The sequence below is a fragment of the Flavobacterium zepuense genome (genome assembly GCF_007097145.1).
In the GTDB taxonomy this organism is placed as follows: domain Bacteria; phylum Bacteroidota; class Bacteroidia; order Flavobacteriales; family Flavobacteriaceae; genus Flavobacterium; species Flavobacterium zepuense.
Map to the genome: position 1 here is coordinate 203461 of NZ_VJVZ01000002.1, position 17392 is coordinate 220852.

Consider the following 17392-nt stretch of genomic DNA (forward strand, 5'->3'; position numbering starts at 1 on the left):
GGACTATAAATTTTTTAAAGCTTGTTTTATAATAGTTTCTACGCCAGCGGAAGGGTTTTCCTTAACAATTTTTTCGACGGCTTTTTCCGCTAATTTTTTGTTAAAGCCCAAGACCTCCAAGGCAGATAACGCTTCATCTCTGTTTGTATTGTAACCCGCGAGCGAAACTTCCTCCAAATCGTACAGTTTTAACACTTTGTCCTTTAGATCGAGTATTACGCGCTGGGCTGTTTTTGTACCGATACCCTTAATAGATTGTATGGGTGCAACGTTGCCCGAACCTATCGCCTGGATGATCTGGCGCGGCTCTAAAGAAGACAGCATTGTCCTGGCAATGCCCGCACCAACACCCGATACTGATATAAGCTGCTTAAAAAGTTCCCTCTCAGCTTTTTCTACAAAGCCAAAAAGCGTGTGGGCATCTTCTTTTATCTGTAAAAAAGTGTATAGTTTCAGGTTATCAGAATCCGGCAGCAGCGAAAAAGTGTGCAGCGAAATATTAACATGGTAACCCACACCGTGGCAATCTATTACCACTTCGGTGGGGGTCTTTTCCACCAGCCTTCCCTCAAGATGTGCTATCATATTTCTTTATTAAGCAAGTCCGTAAAAATAACAAAATTATTGTACCAATGGGCAATCTTATTTTTTTGCCATTTTAAAACGCTTTTCTTTTTCCTGTGCATCTACAACAGCAACGGCTGCCATGTTTACCATTTCTTCTACACTGGCACCAAACTGCACTATGTGCACCGGCTTATCCATACCCATCATTATAGGGCCTATACTTACCACTTTATCAAGCTCTTTTAAAAGCTTATAGGTAATATTTGCCGACTCTAAATTAGGGAATATAAGTGTATTTACTTTTTTGCCTACCAGTTTAGAGAACGGGAACTTAGCCTCATGCATATCTGCATTTAAAGCAAAATCGGCTTGTAATTCGCCATCAACAATAAGGTCTGGGTAATTTTTATGAAGGATAGAAACCGCCTGGCGTACCTTTACCGCACTCGGCTCCGGCGATGAACCGAAGTTAGAGAACGACACCATTGCCACTACCGGCTCCATACCAAACAGTCGTACCGTACGGGCCGTCATGAGTGCAATATTAGCAAGTTCCTCGGCAGTGGGGTTGGGGTTTATAGCGGTATCTGAAAGGAAAATAGGCCCTCGCTTGGTAAGCATCATATTAGTAGTTGCTACACGGCTTACGCCCTGCGACCTGTCTATAAGCTGTAAAATAGGCTTAACCGATGACGGGTAGTTACGCGAATAGCCTGTTAACATAGCATCGGCATCGCCGGTATTTACCATCATTGCGGCAAAGTAGTTACGCTGGCGCATCATTTTTTCAGCATCAAGGTAGTTGACACCCCTGCGCTGGCGACCGCTCCAAAATATATTGGCGTATTGTTGTAAACGTTCTTTTTCTATATCGGTTTTAGGATCTACAATAAGTACATCGTTATCAAAACCAATTTCTTCCTTAAGCTCCTGGATGGTTTCCCTGTCTCCTAAAAGTATAGGCGTACCAATACCTTCTTCCATAACAATTTGGGCTGCTTTAAGCACATCAAGCTGGTCGGCCTCGGCAAATACGATACTTTTAGGATCGCTCTTAGCACGGTTAGTAAGCAGGCGCACCATTTTGTTATCATTACCCAAACGGTCTAAAAGGCCTTCAATATACTTATCCCAGTCGGTTATTGGGTGCTGGGCCACACCGCTTTCCATAGCAGCACGGGCAACAGCCGGTGCCACTACGGCAATAAGCCTTGGATCGAACGGTTTTGGGATAATATAATCACGGCCAAAGTTTAATTTGGTTTCGCCATAAGCTATATTAACCTGCTCCGGTACGCTGGCTTTTGCAAGCTCTGCCAACGCCATTACGGCTGCCATTTTCATGGCTTCGTTTATTTTTGTAGCCCTAACATCTAACGCTCCCCTAAAAATGTACGGGAAGCCCAGTACATTGTTAACCTGGTTAGGATGGTCAGATCGGCCGGTAGCCATAATAACATCAGGCCGGGTTGCAATGGCAACATTATAATCTATTTCAGGGATAGGGTTAGCCATGGCAAACACAATAGGATCGTTTGCCATAGTAAGCAACATTTCAGATGAAAGCACATTACCTACCGAAAGCCCAAGGAACATATCTGCACCTTTTACCGCTTCGGTTAATGTTACCGGCTCGCCCGGCTGCGCGTAGCGCATTTGCAGGTCTAAAAGGTCGGTGCGGCTTTGTACCAACATGCCGTTAACATCAAACATGGTAATGTTCTCTACCTTTACGCCTAATAAAACGTACAGGTTAGCACACGCAAGCGCAGCAGAACCTGCTCCTGACACCACAATTTTAAGGTCGCCCAGTTGTTTACCGGCAAGCTCGGCAGAATTTATAAGCGCTGCTGATGAGATAATGGCGGTACCATGCTGGTCATCGTGCATTACAGGGATATTAAGCTCTTCTACAAGGCGGCGCTCAATCTCGAACGATTCCGGGGCCTTAATATCCTCAAGGTTGATACCTCCAAAAGTGGGGGAAATATTTTTTACGGTTTCGATAAATTTTTCAACATCTTTCGTGTCAACTTCAATATCAAAAACATCTATATCGGCAAAAATTTTGAATAAAAGGCCCTTGCCTTCCATTACGGGCTTAGAGGCTTCGGGGCCAATATCGCCAAGGCCTAAAACGGCGGTACCATTAGATATTACCGCTACTAAATTACCTTTAGCAGTATATTTATAAACTTTATCTACATCTTTTGCAATTTCCAAACAAGGCTCGGCAACGCCAGGGGAATATGCCAGAGAAAGATCTCGTTGTGTGGCATAGGGTTTAGTGGGTACTACCTGAATTTTTCCCGGATGCGGCTTAGCGTGATAGAGTAAGGCCTCACGCCTTTTGCTGTATTGATTCATTCTTTATTAGCTTTTGTAACGAACCAACAAAGGTAAAGTTATCGATTGAAATGGGAAATATTTAACACTATTCTTTTTAAGCTAAAAATCAGCAGATGAGCTTGTACCCAAAACCACGAATATTCACGATTTCTATAGCCGGGTCTTTGTGCAGTTTCTTGCGGAGGCGCGTAATGTAAACATCCATATTGCGGGTGTTGAAAAAATTGTCGTCACCCCAAAGTTTTAGCAATGTGGCTTTCCTGTCCATTACTAAATTTTTATTTTGAAGCAGTAACACGAGCAACTGACTTTCTTTATGTGAAAGCTTTACTATCGTTCCATCACTATCCTTAAGTTCCTGCCTTTTTGGCGAAAAGCTGTAGCTGCCTATGGTAAATTCATCTGCTGGCTGATTCTCCGGACTGGCACGTTTTAGCAATTCGGCTACGCGCAAAAAAAGTTCATCTAAGCTGAATGGCTTCTTAAGGTAATCGTTGCCCCCGCTGGCATATCCCTGGGTTACATCTCTAATATCGGCTTTAGCGGTAAGGAACATCAATGGTATTTTAGGGTTGGCTTGCCTGATTTGTGCCGCCAGAGTAAAGCCATCTTTGTAGGGCATCATAACATCCAGTATGCACATATCAAACTCAAAAGACGTATACAGCTGCCATGCCTGCTTACCATCAGGGGCAAGCATAACAGCATAACCTTTTTTCTCAAGGCTTTCTTTTACCACCTTCCCTAAAAAGGGCTCATCTTCGGCTAAAAGCAGGGTATACTGCTTCATAGCGGTAATGTTATGGTAAAAATACTTCCATTGGGCACGTTATCGGTTATTGATACTGTCCCTCCATGAGCCTCTGCCACCTTTTTAACGTAACTAAGCCCCAGTCCGTAACCTTTTACATTGTGCACGTTACCCAATGGTATCCTGAAAAACTGCTCAAACACCTTGTGCTTGTACTCGTCAGGTATACCGGGACCGTTATCTGCTACAGCAATATTTATACTTTTATCGGACACTAAACAGCTTATATCTATTTTTGAAAAGGCATTGCCATGTTTTATCGCATTATCAACCAAATTACCAATTGCCCTAAGCAAATGACTTTTGTTTCCCCTTACAACTGTGTTTTGTGCACAGGGCGAAAAATGAATTCCTACCCCACTTGTACTTTTCACAATTTCATTAATAAGGTTATCAACAGCAATGGTATCATTAAGGCCCATATCTATTTTTGCCAGGCGGGCGCTGGTAAGTATCTCATCGGTAAGGCCGGCCAGTTTGTTGCTTTGGTACACTATAATATCAAGGTAGCTTTGCTGCGCTTCGGGGTCATGGCTAAACTGCTTTAACGCCTGCGCAGTAACGGTTATTGATGTTAGGGGTGTATGTATTTCGTGGGTCATATTGCTTATAAAATCGTCTTTAAGGGCATTAAGTTTTTGCTGGCTGAGTAATACCCTAACGGTATACCAAAAGCAAATAATTGTAATTATAACAAGTAATAAAGCACCAAACAGCACCCATTTAAGTTGACCTAATAAATACAGTCCCGTATTGTTAAACGATGCATACAGCCACGTTTCTTTATAGGGCCGCCTTATGGCAAAGTTTACTTTTTTCGTGTTAAAAGTGTAATTGTCTTTATCATTTTGATTGAATGTAAAAGCCTCCCTGATGTTTCTTTTTTGTAACGATGCTTTATATAGGGGAGTAATATCGTTTACAGTAATGGGTGTTTTATCATAGGCTTTATCCAGGCGGGCACCAAGCTTTTGCGTATAAAAATAAATAGACCCTTTTTTAAGGTCGGCATTTACCATATCTGCCATCTGCTCTATAAGCACAGCTTTTGCCTGTGGCGTTATATACTCTAGTTTTTGAGGGAACTGCTCAATGCTCAGGCTTATAGTAGTCCTGTCGGCGCGGGGTGCTTCCACTTCACTTATTGTAAAAACAGTCACCTTTTGCCCGGCATTCCATTTACAGCTAATGTCGATAATAGTAGTATCGGCCAGCCAACCTTTAAACTGGCGAATTACATTTAGCCTGTGTTTTTCAAAAGCGGTATCAACTGCTTCATTTAGCGCTTCGTTTATGTTGCGTTCAAAAACCTTAGACTCCGTTTGGTACGTCTGGTAGCTAAAATACAGCTGCAAAGCCGTAACGCCGGTAACGCAAACAGCCATTAACACAAACACTATTAGCAGGTTCTTTTTCATATACCCGCCAAAAATAAATGTTTAGTGTAAGCCCAACTAATTTTGTTAACACTAATTAACCCTGTTAAAGGCTCATTAACCTGCAGGCTTTAGGAGCCGGCATACATTTGCTGTGAATCAATAAAATTTATCATCATGAAAAAATGCATTTACCTTTTTTTACTAATCAGCAGCCTGTGCGCGGCGCAGGGAACCACGCTAAAAATGACAACCACCTATCCTGAAAACAAAGAAATTGACCAGCTTTTCCGCTTTCAGGGTATCGAAATGTACCATACTAAAATTAGTGGTACCGATTTAAAAAGCAAGAAGTATTACATAGTTTCTAAAGAAATATGGAAGGGCAAAGTTAAAAGTGTCGACACTTTGTTCAATTCGGCTACCTTTCCGGTGTCGGTTGTTGAAGGCGACACCTTAAAATTCAACGTAATCGCAATGAAGTCTGGCTCAAAGACACTAAAAGTCATGTTCGATTTTGGCCGGTTTTCTCTTATAGAGGAATACAAAAGCACCAAACATAGTGATTACAGCCTGCGTGATTTTGGCGCACAAATAGAAATTGAAACCGGAAAACCTTTTTATGCTTTTGCCTATATACTGCCGCAACGCAATAAAGACGGTAGCAGTTCCTGGTGCGCCGTACAATATAGCGGCAAGGACATTGAAAATTGGGGTACAGAGTTTGGCATTGAGCATTATATTTTGTTTGAGATGAAGTTTAGCGATCAGGAAAGCCTGTTCACTACAGCTCTTTCAAAAAATTAATGTTGCGCTTTAACCCATCGTATTTTGCACGCTTTACCGCCGAGTTTTTAAACACAGCCCTAAAGGTATCCTCGGTGATTTCTTCCCAGTCTTTTTTAGTGAGCGACAATAAATCCGGGTGCGGATTAAAAAGCGGTTCGCGGTGGGGTTTGCTAAATCGGTTCCAGGGGCATACGTCCTGGCAAACATCGCAGCCAAATGCCCAGTCGTTAAAACTGCCCCGCATTTCGGCAGGTATATTTTCTTTAAGTTCTATAGTAAAGTACGATATGCATTTGCTGCCGTCTACCACATAAGGTGCAATTATGGCCTGTGTTGGGCAGGCATCAAGGCAGGCCGTGCAGGAGCCACAGTGGTCGGTTACGGCATAGTCGTATTCCAGGTCGATATCAACAATAAGCTCTGCAATAAAAAAGAACGAGCCAGTTTTTTTGCTTAGTAAATTTGAGTTCTTACCAATCCAGCCCAGTCCGCTTTTTGCAGCCCAGGCTTTATCTAACACCGGGGCCGAATCTACAAATGCCCTGCCCCCTACTTCGCCTATAGTGGATTGTATTGAGTGCAGTAGTTCTTTAAGCTTTTCCTTAATTACAAAGTGGTAATCCTGCCCGTAGGCATACTTAGATATTTTGTAGGTATCAGTAGTTTGAGTTTCTTCAGGGTAGTAATTCAGCAATAATGATATGACACTTTTTGCACCGTCAACAAGCAGTGTTGGGTCAAGCCGCTTATCAAAATGGTTCTCCATATACTGCATCTTGCCGTGGCGGTTCTGGTTAAGCCAGGCCTCCAGGCGAGGTGCCTCTTCTTCCAAAAAACCGGCTTTAGATATGCCGCACGACATAAAGCCGAGGCGCAGGGCTTCGGATTTGATGAAATCAGTATATTTTTGCTTGTTGTTTTTCATGACCTGCTGCACCTTTAGGTTGACAGGCTGTCGTTGCAAAGAAGGCACAAAGCAATCTCATGATTGTATGGATGAGATTGCTACGCTCCGCAAGCTGCGCTCGCAATGACGGCCGTGTAGGGAAGTTATGTTAAATCAAAAATCTTAATTCTTAAAACTTAAAAGAGCCCTCCCTGTATATTAGTACGTATTTTACCCAAATGCTTGTAGGCTTTCTCGGTTACCTCGCGGCCACGCGGAGTACGCATAATAAAGCCCTCCTGAATTAAGAATGGCTCGTATACCTCTTCTATGGTTTCGCCGCTTTCAGATACTGCTGTTGCCAGCGTAGACAAGCCTACCGGGCCACCTTTAAATTTATCGATAATCGTGGTAAGTATCTTATTATCCATTTCGTCAAGGCCGTGCGCATCTACATGCAGCGCTTTAAGTGAATAGCGGGCAATCTCAATATCTATCTTACCATTGCCTTTGATTTGGGCAAAATCGCGCACACGGCGCAATAGTGCGTTGGCAATACGCGGTGTACCGCGGCTACGGCCGGCAATTTCTATAGCCGCCTCCATAGTTATAGGCATTTTCAAAATGCCCGAACTACGCTGTACAATCGTGGTAAGCAATTCGGTAGTGTAATATTGCAGCCTGCTGGCAATACCAAAACGGGCACGCATAGGTGCAGTTAGTAAGCCAGAACGGGTGGTGGCACCTACCAATGTGAACGGATTTAGACCTATCTGTACCGAGCGGGCATTGGGGCCACTTTCGATCATGATATCAATCTTGAAATCCTCCATTGCTGAGTACAGGTACTCCTCTACGATGGGGCTAAGGCGGTGAATTTCGTCTATAAAAAGTATGTCGCGCTCCTCCAGGTTGGTAAGCAGTCCTGCAAGGTCGCCGGGCTTATCTAAAACAGGGCCCGATGTTATTTTAATACCCACACCCAGTTCACTCGCTAAAATATTGGCAAGCGTGGTTTTACCCAATCCCGGAGGGCCGTGAAACAGCGTATGGTCTAACGCTTCGTTACGCATATTAGCCGCCTGCACAAAAATCTGGAGGTTTTCGAGCACCTGCTCCTGCCCGGTAAAATCGTCAAAGGAGAGGGGCCGCAACTTTTTTTCAAGGTCGAGCTCTTCAGGGTTGTAACTGGTATTGGTAGGATCTAAATTCTCATTCATGCCGCAAAGATAACTGAATTTCGGTTAGCTTATTACATTTGGTACCCGTCTGAAAGTATACTGCGCCACTCGGGGTGTTCGTTAACATAATGCAACACATATGAGCATGATGGCACTACTGTTAAGCCGTTATCTTTGGCACATTGCAGGGTTTGTTTAACCAGTTCGGCAGCGTAGCCCTTGCCCCTAAGTTCGTGCGGGGTTTCGGTATGGGTAAGATATACTTTTTCACCTTCGCGGTAAAATTCTAAAAATGATATGCCGCCTTTGGTATGCAGCTCAAATTGTTTTTCGTCTTCGTTTACTTTAAACGTGGTCTTTTCCATAATGGGATATTTTTATAAAGATATTACATTTTAATGGAACGCGGATGACACGGGTTGAAAAGCAGATTTACACTGATTTTAACTACAACCCTTTTACTAATAATCAATCGCGATATTAATCAAACACTTTTTTAAATATCTTTAGCCAAATTAACCAAACCAATTATGCAAGAAGAACACGAAGACAAACACTTAAAGCGCGAACTGGGCCTGCTGGACGGCACCATGCTGGTGGTAGGATCTATGATAGGATCGGGGATTTTTATTGTGAGCGCCGGGATCATGCAACAGGTGGGCAGTGCCGGATGGCTTACACTTATCTGGATCATTTCAGGGCTTATGACGATGATAGCCGCCGTAAGCTATGGCGAATTGAGTGCCATGTTCCCTAAAGCGGGCGGGCAGTATGTTTACCTAAAAGAAGCCTATAACGAATTAGTGGGCTTTTTATACGGATGGAGCTTTTTTGCCGTGATACAAACCGGTACTATTGCGGCCGTGGGGGTAGCTTTTGCAAAGTTTACCGCCTATTTGTACCCACCTGTAAGCGACCAAAATATTTTATATGAAATAGGTTGGTTTAAACTGAATGCCGCTCAAATCCTATCTATAGTCACCATTATAATACTTACCTACATTAACAGCCGTGGGGTTAAAAATGCCAAATACATCCAGACCATCTTTACCGTAGCTAAGATAGCTTCGCTTTTTGGGCTTATTGTTTTTGGGTTTATTTTAGCCGCAAAGGCTGATATATGGAATGCCAACTGGGCCGATGCCTGGGCCGCCAAGCAATATGTTAAGCAAAGCGATACCTGGATGGGCATTAGCGGGGGTGTACTGCTTTCGGCTATTGCGGCCTCTATGGTGGGGTCGCTGTTTAGCAGCGATGCCTGGAACGGCGTTACTTTTATATCGGGTGAAATTAAGAATCCGCAACGCAACGTGGGGCTCAGCCTGTTCTTTGGTACACTAATAGTTACGGTTATCTATATTTCTGCCAACCTTATGTATGTGGCTGTAATGCCCCTTGATGCTATCGCCTATGCCCCGTCAGAACGCGTAGCGGTAGAAGCTTCTCAATATATTTTTGGCACTACAGGAACGTACATCATCGCTATTATGATCATGGTATCTACCTTTGGGTGTAATAACGGACTCATATTAGCCGGAGCACGTGTGTATTACACTATGGCTAAAGACGGGCTTTTCTTTAAAAAAGCCGCAAGCCTAAATACGGCAAGTGTTCCTGGCTGGGGGTTGTGGTTTCAGTGCTTTTGGGCGTCGGCTCTATGCCTAACAGGAAAGTATGGCGACCTGCTGGATTACGTTATGATAATAGTAGTTATATTTTATATCCTGACCATTTACGGAATTTTTATCTTAAGGAAAAAAATGCCCAATGCCGACAGGCCGTATAGAGCATTTGGCTACCCTGTACTGCCATTAGTCTACATTATATTAGCATCGGCCTTCTGCTTCTTCTTACTTAAAGACAGGGCAAGTACATGCGGCTGGGGTGTATTGATAATGCTGGCAGGTATACCGGTTTATTATTTGACAAAGAAGAAAGCTTTGGCTGAATAAGGTTTTAAAACATATAATACGAAGACAGGTTAGCGCCTGTCTTTTTTTATACAATACTGTTATACAGATTTTAACTGCGTTATACTCGTTAAGAATAAAAAGTAACACAAGTACCATCCTACTGTCAAGTAGTTGATTCATCGACTCCGCTGCGCTCACAATGGAAGATTGCACCTACTGAAATCATGTGAGATTGCCACACTGCGCTTCGCTGCGTTCGCAATGACTGTACGTAGGGCAAACTATACACAATGTAATATAATGCAAAAGAGGCTACCCATATGGATAGCCTCTTTGTATTTGTTGTGAAGATCTTAGTGATGTAGTTCTTCTTCGCCGTCTTTCATTGGAACGGTTTGAGGAACAAAGTCATCATCATGACCCGGTTTACTGTAATCGTACGGCCACCTGTAAACTTCAGGTATTTCGCCCGGCCAGTTACCGTGAATGTGTTCTACCGGTGTAGTCCACTCAAGGGTGTTAGACCTCCATGGGTTTTGTACCGCTTTTTTGCCTTTAAACATGCTGTAGAAGAAGTTGAAAAGAAATACTAACTGGAACGCTGCACCTATGATGGCAAATATTGTAATGATCACGTTAACATCGGCAAGCTCATCAAATAACGGGAACGCTGAGTTAGTGTAATAACGCCTTGGCAAACCTGCCATACCTATAAAGTGCATTGGGAAGAATACACCGTAAGCACATACTGCCGTTACCCAGAAGTGAATGTAACCAAGGTTTTTGTTTAACATTCTGCCATATAATTTAGGATACCAGTGGTAAATACCGGCAAACATACCGTATAGTGCTGATATACCCATCACTAAGTGGAAGTGGGCAATAACGAAATACGTATCGTGAACATTAATATCCAGTGTACTGTCACCAAGAATGATACCTGTAAGACCACCGGTAATGAATGTAGATACAAAACCGATAGAGAATAGCATTGCAGGGTTCATTTGAAGGTTACCCCTCCAAAGTGTAGTGATCCAGTTGAACGCTTTAACAGCAGATGGTATTGCAATTAGCAACGTTGTAAAGGTAAACACAGACCCAAGGAACGGGTTCATACCCGAGATGAACATGTGGTGGCCCCAAACAATTGTTGAAAGGAATGCAATAGCAAGTATCGATGCGATCATCGCCCTGTAACCAAAGATTGGCTTACGAGAGTTAGATGTCATAATTTCAGAAACAAGACCCATAGCAGGAAGGATTACAATGTAAACCTCAGGGTGGCCAAGGAACCAGAATAAGTGTTCGAACAATACCGGAGAACCTCCCTGGTAGTGTAGCACGTCGCCTGCAATAAAGATATCAGAAAGGAAGAATGAAGTACCAAAACTCCTGTCCATGATAAGTAATAAAGCTGCAGAAAGTAATACAGGGAATGAAAGGATACCAATAACAGCAGTAATAAATAATGCCCAAATTGTTAGTGGAAGCCTTGTCATGCTCATACCTTTTGTTCTAAGGTTGATAACGGTAACCACATAGTTAAGTGATCCCATTAGCGATGAAGCTATGAAGATGGCCATAGAAACCAACCAAAGCGTCATACCCGCACCAGAACCCGGGATAGCCTGTGGCAATGCACTTAGTGGCGGATAAATCGTCCAACCGGCAGATGCAGGGCCTGCTTCAACAAAAAGGGAAATAACCATTATTATTGAGGATAGGAAGAACAACCAGTATGAAATCATGTTCATAAAACCGGATGCCATATCCCTTGCACCAATTTGAAGCGGTATAAGAAGGTTACTAAACGTACCACTTAATCCGGCCGTTAGTACAAAGAATACCATGATGGTACCGTGAATGGTAACCAGCGCCAGGTAAATATCATTTTTCATTACACCATCGGGTGCAAATTTATCGCCTAAAAGCACTTTAAAGATAGTAAACGACTCTTCCGGCCATGCGATTTGCATACGGAATAACAAAGACATAATGATACCAATAATACCCATTAGCGTACCTGTAAGAAGGTACTGCTTGGCGATCATCTTGTGGTCTAAGCTAAAAATGTACTTTTCAATAAAAGTCTGCTTATGGTGATGATCGTGGGCATCATGTCCGTGTTCGTCGTGGGCGTGTACTTCGTGTCCTACTGCTGACATATCTCTTTAATTTGATATAATTTTTAAAAGAATTATTTTTTAACTACCGCTGCTACCATTGTAGAATCGGTTTTTACTGCGGCTGAATCGGCTGGTTTTGCAGGAGCAGCTTCGCCTTCTGCCGGAGCAGCAGGTTTTTCTTTAGACTCTTTAACTGCAGCAGCTATAGATTTTTGTCCGCCTAACCATTTATTAAATGTAGCCTCATCTTCAACAACAATTTTCATTTGCATGTTGTAGTGAGAAGCACCACAAATTTTATTACATAGTAAAAGGTAGTCAAACGTATATGGCTCAAGCGGGCTCTCGCCTTTAGCAACAAGTTCGGCACTTTTCTTAGAGCGGATCTCGTTAATATTAGCCACTTTTTTCATTATAGCAGCATCCTGGCGCATATCATCTGTAGTAACAGTTGGTACAAAACCAAACTGGGTTACCATACCCGGCACAACATTCATCTGAGCCCTGAAGTGAGGCATGTAAGCTGAGTGCAGTACATCCTGAGAACGGAATTTAAAGATAACCTGTTTTCCTTTTGGTAAATGTAATTCGCCAGCCTGGATATCATCCTGAGCGTTAGCATCGCCCATATCAACACCCATAGTGTTAACACCTTCTATATAACGCACGTTAGCTTTACCAAGTTTACCGTCTTTACCGGCATAACGCACTTCCCAGCTAAACTGCTTTGCATATACCTCTACATATACAGCATCTTCTTTAGCTTCTTCATCAATAAACATGATGTTTGTCCATGCATATAATCCGTAAAGGATAAGGCCTGCAAGTACAATTACCGGGATAATTGTCCAAATAAACTCAAGTTTATCGTTATCAGCATAGTAAAAAGCAACTTTACCCTGTTTACCCCTGTATTTAAAGGCAAAGTAGTGAAGTAAGAACTGCGTTATGGTTTGTGTAATAAATATAAGCCACATAGATGTAGCCATAAGGCTATCGTATTGAGGACCGTGAGCCGAAGCCGGAGTACCCAATGCAAAATGGCCCCATTCTATTAAAGCATAAATAGTAAAAATGTAGATGAAGCCTAAAAAGCCAAACATCAGGTAACCATTAACACTATTATCCCTGTCGGTAGCAACCTCAGAATTTTCATTGTAAGTAGCCGCCCCTATTTGGGTAAGGTGGAATATTTTAGTTAACTGCCATATCGCAATGCCTAATAAAACTAAAACTGCAATTACCAATAAACTTGTCATTTGTTTATTTCTTTAAATATTAATATTGAAAATGCTTACTTTCTTCAATCAGCGGGTTGCGTTTAGCAAGCAGCGGCTGTTTAGTTAACGTGGTAAATACTACCAGGATAAATAAACCTAAGAAGAACATTACAGCACCTATTTCGCCAGCACCTATAAACCATTGGTCTCCTACGGTAGCAGGCATGATCATGTTATAGAAATCTACATAGTGTCCGCAAAGTATGATAGTTCCGGCTAAAACAACGATCCACGAAAGACGTTTAAAGTCGGTATTAATAAGTATCAAAATTGGCAGCACAAAGTTCATAACCACCATACCAAAGAATGGCAGGTTATAGTTTTCTATACGCATTTTAAAATAAACAACTTCTTCGGGTATATCTGCATACCACATAAGCATAAATTGCGAGAACCAAAGATACGTCCAGAATACGCTAATACCAAACATAAATTTAGCAAGGTCATGGATGTGGCTTGTGTTAACATACTCCAGGTAACCGCGTGATTTAAGGTATAGGGTAATTAAGGCGATCGTAGTAATGCCGCTTACAAAGAAGCTGGCAAACACATACCATCCAAACAAGGTACTGTACCAGTGCGGATCTACCGACATGATCCAGTCCCAAGACATTATCGATTCTGAAACTATAAAGAATACAAGGAATGCAGCAGCAGCTTTAAAGTTTTTCTTGTAGTAAGAATTGTCTGTAGCTTCGTCTTGTAGTAATGAATTCTTTCTTGAATACTGACGGTAGAAAATCCATCCGCCCATAAATATTGCAGCCCTTATTAAGAAGAATGGCCCGTTAAGGTAACCCGACTTACCTTGTATAAGGTGGTCTTTAGCTACAACTTCCGGGTCTAACCATATAAATAAGTGGTGAAAATGTAATACACCTGCAACAAGTAGTAAAAATACAATTATACAGCCCGGTATAAGGTAGCTTGTGATACCTTCCATAACCCTGAACAATACCGGAGACCATCCTGCCTGAGCAGCATTTTGTATACCGTAAAAAGCAAGGGCACCAAGAGATAAAAGCGTAAAAAACAATGCAGCAACATATAAAGCAGCCCAAGGCTTGTTTTGCAATTGGTGGAAAACGTGCTCTGCGTGCTCTTTGTGAGCATCATGATCGGCATGAGCGTCGTGGCCTTCATGGGCAGCAGCAACTTCAGAGTGTGCGTGGCCTTCATGACCCGCTTCGGCAGCATCGCCTGTAGGAGAAGCCGCGTCATGGTGTGCCTCGGCAGTAGCAGCAAGAGTATCAGCGTGCTCTTCTATAGCAACCGGAGATGCGCTATCCGGAGCCGTGTGAGCAACTTCTTCCTCTGTGTGGTTTACAACAACAGAATCTGTAGCAGGCTCAGCTGCATTATGAGCATCAGCTTCGGCAGCGTCGTGCCCGTGTGCTTCGGCAGCAGTCTCATCATGATGTTCAGCTTCGCCGTGTCCTCCATGATGTCCTGCGGCAACTATTGCCTCTGCTTCTTCAACAGTTGAGGGTGCAGTAAAAAAACTATAGCCAACACCAAGGGCGCCAAGCACCATCAGTATAAAGGCAAAAGTTCTTAATTTACTAGAAAATGTATACATATTTTATGCTTTCAGTGTTCTACAATTATAATTCACTCTTAAGTTTCATAACATAGTGGGCAACCTGCCAGCGCTCTTCCTGAGAAAGTTGGTTAGCGTGAGACCCCATCATGTTAAGCCCGTATGTTACTACGTGGAAAATACTACCTTCGGTAATAACCCTGTCTTTATAGTTAGGTACACCGGCAAATTTTTCCCTTTTAGCCAGGTTACCTTTACCGTCGCCTTTATCGCCGTGGCAAATTGCGCAGTAAATAGTAAACAGCTGCTCGCCTTTAGCCTCATCAATATCTTCCGGGGCAAGTGGCGATGTAAGGTTAGCCTTAGCAAGGTCATACCCTGCAGGAGAATTTTCGTATTCGTATGGAGTGAACCCCCTTGGTATAGATCCTTTTGCAGGCAGCTGGCCTTCTTTACCGTTAGGGAAAGCAGCCGACTCCGAATAGGTTTCATAGCCTACAGATTCATACATGTTAGGGAAATACTGGTAGTTTGGCGCCGATGTATCGTGGCACGAAGTAAACCCTGCATATGCAGTTACCAATAATGCTATTTTATATAATGCTTTCATACTTCTTGTTAATGCTTTTCAATTACTTTTACTTCTACAGCTCCGGTTTCCTGAAAAAATGCAACCAATTCGTTCTCGTCTCCATGAACAGCGATCTCCATCAAAAAGTGGTCATCGGTTGTTCTTACATCCGGGTTTTCTGCTTGTTTAAACGGCCATAATTTACTCCTCATATAAAAAGTAATAACCATTAAGTGAGCTGCAAAAAATACGGTAAGCTCAAACATTACCGGTACAAAGGCCGGCATGTTCTGGATGTAGCTAAAACTTGGCTTACCGCCAATGTCCTGTGGCCAGTCTACGATCATGATGTAACGCATCATGGCAGTAGCAACAGATAATCCAACCAAACCATATAAGAACGAGGCAATAGCTATCCTTGTTGGGGCAAGACCCATGGCTTTATCAAGGCCGTGCACCGGGAAAGGCGTGTAAACTTCTTCAATGTGATGATGTGCAGCGCGGGTTCTCCTTACTGCGTCCATTAGGATATCATCATCATTGTACAATACATGTAAAACTTTATTGCTCATGATTCTTAGTGATGATTATGTTCTGAATGTGAATGATTGTCGTGTGCTTCATGCAGCTTTTTATATTTTTCGCTGGATGTTTTCATGATCGATTTAACCTCGGCCTGTGCAATTACAGGGAAACTCCTTGAATATAGAAGGAATAACACGAAGAAGAAACCAATTGTACCTATGTAGAATCCGGCATCTACAAATGTAGGCTGGAACATGGTCCATGAAGATGGAAGGTAATCCCTGTGAAGTGATGTAACGATAATTACAAAACGCTCAAACCACATACCTACGTTTACCACGATAGAGATGATGAAAGATACCATGATGCTGGTCCTGATCTTTTTAAACCACATTACCTGCGGAGAAACAACATTACAGGTCATCATCAGGAAATAAGCCCACCAGTAAGGTCCGGTTGCCCTGTTAATGAAGGCATACTGTTCGTACTCTACACCAGAATACCAAGCAATAAATAACTCGGTAATATAAGCTACACCTACTATAGATCCTGTAATCATGATTACAATATTCATTAGCTCAATGTGTTGCACAGTAATGTAAGCTTCAAGATTTGATACTTTTCTCATAATAATTAGCAGGGTGTTAACCATTGCAAATCCTGAGAAGATAGCTCCCGCAACGAAGTATGGCGGAAGAATTGTTGTATGCCATCCCGGTATAACCGAGGTAGCAAAGTCAAAAGATACGATAGTGTGTACAGAAAGTACAAGAGGGGTTGCAAGGCCGGCAAGCACAAGAGATACCTCTTCAAAACGCTGCCAGTCTTTAGCACGGCCGCTCCATCCAAAACTTAATATACCGTAAACCTGTTTTGTAAAAGGTGTAATAGCCCTGTCGCGAAGCATTGCAAAATCGGGTAGTAAACCTGTCCACCAGAAAACCAGTGATACCGATAAGTATGTTGAGATTGCAAATACGTCCCAAAGTAGTGGCGAGTTAAAGTTAACCCATAGCGACCCAAACTGGTTAGGTATAGGCATAACCCAATATGCTAACCAAGGGCGGCCCATGTGGAATACAGGGAACATTGCTGCCTGGATTACAGAGAAGATGGTCATTGCCTCCGCAGAGCGGTTAATAGCCATTCTCCATTTTTGACGGAACAATAACAATACCGCCGAGATAAGTGTACCGGCGTGACCGATACCTACCCACCAAACGAAGTTGGTAATATCCCAGGCCCAGCCTATTGTTTTATTTGATCCCCATGTACCAATACCTGTCCCTACTGTATAGGAAACACACGCTACGCCCCATAAAAATGCAGCAAGTGCAATGGTAAATGCTATCCACCATTGTTTATTGGCTCTGCCTTCTACCGGACGTGCAACATCAACTGTTACATCGTGATAATTTTTGTCACCTATAATTAAAGGTTTTCTAATGGGTGCTTCGTAATGAGACGACATATTCCTT

The 17392-nt window shown here is 42.7% G+C and carries 15 protein-coding genes; 2 read left to right on the forward strand and 13 right to left on the reverse strand.

Annotated features, from left to right (window positions below; all coding sequences use genetic code 11):
- Positions 1–3 precede the first annotated feature (3 nt).
- From ruvA to FMM05_RS03765, 4 genes are all read right to left on the reverse strand, one after another.
- Entirely contained in the window at positions 4–585 is a 582-nt protein-coding gene (ruvA, locus tag FMM05_RS03750; RefSeq protein WP_143372005.1) for a Holliday junction branch migration protein RuvA, read from the reverse strand.
- A 57-nt stretch (positions 586–642) separates the two neighbouring features.
- Positions 643–2934, reverse strand: a complete 2292-nt coding sequence (locus FMM05_RS03755) for an NADP-dependent malic enzyme (RefSeq protein WP_143372006.1) — start codon at positions 2932–2934, stop codon at positions 643–645.
- A gap of 88 nt (positions 2935–3022) precedes the next feature.
- Entirely contained in the window at positions 3023–3706 is a 684-nt protein-coding gene (locus FMM05_RS03760) for a response regulator transcription factor (protein WP_143372007.1), read from the reverse strand.
- Positions 3703–5145: a sensor histidine kinase gene (locus tag FMM05_RS03765; protein WP_143372008.1), complete on the reverse strand. Its 1443-nt coding sequence runs from the start codon at positions 5143–5145 to the stop codon at positions 3703–3705. Before FMM05_RS03765 ends, FMM05_RS03760 begins: the two co-directional genes overlap by 4 nt.
- Positions 5146–5280: 135 nt before the next feature.
- Here FMM05_RS03765 and FMM05_RS03770 point away from each other — a divergent pair, with 135 nt between their 5' ends.
- On the forward strand, positions 5281–5910 hold the full coding sequence (locus tag FMM05_RS03770) for a hypothetical protein (RefSeq protein ID WP_143372009.1): 630 nt from the start codon (positions 5281–5283) through the stop codon (positions 5908–5910).
- On the opposite strand, the gene queG is transcribed toward FMM05_RS03770, so the two are convergent.
- The 3 genes from queG to FMM05_RS03785 form a co-directional block, all read right to left on the reverse strand.
- Positions 5888–6817 (reverse strand): tRNA epoxyqueuosine(34) reductase QueG, encoded by a 930-nt coding sequence (gene queG, locus FMM05_RS03775; protein ID WP_143372010.1) that lies wholly within the window; start codon positions 6815–6817, stop codon positions 5888–5890. The genes FMM05_RS03770 and queG overlap by 23 nt on opposite strands.
- Before the next feature lie 158 nt (positions 6818–6975).
- The gene (ruvB, locus tag FMM05_RS03780) at positions 6976–7998 is read right to left on the reverse strand and encodes a Holliday junction branch migration DNA helicase RuvB (RefSeq protein ID WP_143372011.1); all 1023 of its coding nucleotides are present in this window, start codon (positions 7996–7998) and stop codon (positions 6976–6978) included.
- Between the two features lie 32 nt (positions 7999–8030).
- The gene (locus FMM05_RS03785) at positions 8031–8324 is read right to left on the reverse strand and encodes a GNAT family N-acetyltransferase (RefSeq protein ID WP_143372012.1); all 294 of its coding nucleotides are present in this window, start codon (positions 8322–8324) and stop codon (positions 8031–8033) included.
- A 165-nt stretch (positions 8325–8489) separates the two neighbouring features.
- Between FMM05_RS03785 and FMM05_RS03790 the strand changes: the two genes are divergently transcribed.
- Positions 8490–9911, forward strand: a complete 1422-nt coding sequence (locus FMM05_RS03790; RefSeq protein WP_143372013.1) for an APC family permease — start codon at positions 8490–8492, stop codon at positions 9909–9911.
- 314 nt (positions 9912–10225) lie between these two features.
- On the opposite strand, the gene FMM05_RS03795 is transcribed toward FMM05_RS03790, so the two are convergent.
- From FMM05_RS03795 to nrfD, 6 genes are read right to left on the reverse strand one after another with little or no spacing between them, the layout of a single operon-like run.
- A complete protein-coding gene (locus FMM05_RS03795; RefSeq protein WP_143372014.1) occupies positions 10226–12037 on the reverse strand; it encodes a cytochrome c oxidase subunit I in 1812 nt (603 codons plus the stop codon).
- Between the two features lie 32 nt (positions 12038–12069).
- Positions 12070–13257: a cytochrome c oxidase subunit II gene (locus FMM05_RS03800; protein ID WP_143372015.1), complete on the reverse strand. Its 1188-nt coding sequence runs from the start codon at positions 13255–13257 to the stop codon at positions 12070–12072.
- 19 nt (positions 13258–13276) lie between these two features.
- Complete coding sequence (locus FMM05_RS03805) at positions 13277–14857, reverse strand: quinol:cytochrome C oxidoreductase (protein ID WP_143372016.1); 1581 nt, start codon at positions 14855–14857, stop codon at positions 13277–13279.
- Between the two features lie 25 nt (positions 14858–14882).
- Positions 14883–15428 carry a c-type cytochrome gene (locus FMM05_RS03810; protein ID WP_143372017.1) on the reverse strand — a complete coding sequence of 182 codons (546 nt, stop codon included), beginning with the start codon at positions 15426–15428 and terminating at the stop codon, positions 14883–14885.
- 8 nt (positions 15429–15436) lie between these two features.
- Positions 15437–15961: a DUF3341 domain-containing protein gene (locus tag FMM05_RS03815; RefSeq protein ID WP_143372018.1), complete on the reverse strand. Its 525-nt coding sequence runs from the start codon at positions 15959–15961 to the stop codon at positions 15437–15439.
- Between the two features lie 5 nt (positions 15962–15966).
- Entirely contained in the window at positions 15967–17385 is a 1419-nt protein-coding gene (nrfD, locus tag FMM05_RS03820; protein ID WP_143372019.1) for an NrfD/PsrC family molybdoenzyme membrane anchor subunit, read from the reverse strand.
- Positions 17386–17392: the final 7 nt, after the last annotated feature.

What these genes read in the sequence shown, in the direction of transcription:
- ruvA (WP_143372005.1), bottom strand. Translation starts at nt 585, where the DNA reads ATGATAGCACATCTTGAGGGAAGGCTGGTGGAAAAGACCCCCACCGAA.
- FMM05_RS03755 (WP_143372006.1), bottom strand. Translation starts at nt 2,934, where the DNA reads ATGAATCAATACAGCAAAAGGCGTGAGGCCTTACTCTATCACGCTAAG.
- FMM05_RS03760 (WP_143372007.1), bottom strand. Translation starts at nt 3,706, where the DNA reads ATGAAGCAGTATACCCTGCTTTTAGCCGAAGATGAGCCCTTTTTAGGG.
- FMM05_RS03765 (WP_143372008.1), bottom strand. Translation starts at nt 5,145, where the DNA reads ATGAAAAAGAACCTGCTAATAGTGTTTGTGTTAATGGCTGTTTGCGTT.
- FMM05_RS03770 (WP_143372009.1), top strand. Translation starts at nt 5,281, where the DNA reads ATGAAAAAATGCATTTACCTTTTTTTACTAATCAGCAGCCTGTGCGCG.
- queG (WP_143372010.1), bottom strand. Translation starts at nt 6,817, where the DNA reads ATGAAAAACAACAAGCAAAAATATACTGATTTCATCAAATCCGAAGCC.
- ruvB (WP_143372011.1), bottom strand. Translation starts at nt 7,998, where the DNA reads ATGAATGAGAATTTAGATCCTACCAATACCAGTTACAACCCTGAAGAG.
- FMM05_RS03785 (WP_143372012.1), bottom strand. Translation starts at nt 8,324, where the DNA reads ATGGAAAAGACCACGTTTAAAGTAAACGAAGACGAAAAACAATTTGAG.
- FMM05_RS03790 (WP_143372013.1), top strand. Translation starts at nt 8,490, where the DNA reads ATGCAAGAAGAACACGAAGACAAACACTTAAAGCGCGAACTGGGCCTG.
- FMM05_RS03795 (WP_143372014.1), bottom strand. Translation starts at nt 12,037, where the DNA reads ATGTCAGCAGTAGGACACGAAGTACACGCCCACGACGAACACGGACAT.
- FMM05_RS03800 (WP_143372015.1), bottom strand. Translation starts at nt 13,257, where the DNA reads ATGACAAGTTTATTGGTAATTGCAGTTTTAGTTTTATTAGGCATTGCG.
- FMM05_RS03805 (WP_143372016.1), bottom strand. Translation starts at nt 14,857, where the DNA reads ATGTATACATTTTCTAGTAAATTAAGAACTTTTGCCTTTATACTGATG.
- FMM05_RS03810 (WP_143372017.1), bottom strand. Translation starts at nt 15,428, where the DNA reads ATGAAAGCATTATATAAAATAGCATTATTGGTAACTGCATATGCAGGG.
- FMM05_RS03815 (WP_143372018.1), bottom strand. Translation starts at nt 15,961, where the DNA reads ATGAGCAATAAAGTTTTACATGTATTGTACAATGATGATGATATCCTA.
- nrfD (WP_143372019.1), bottom strand. Translation starts at nt 17,385, where the DNA reads ATGTCGTCTCATTACGAAGCACCCATTAGAAAACCTTTAATTATAGGT.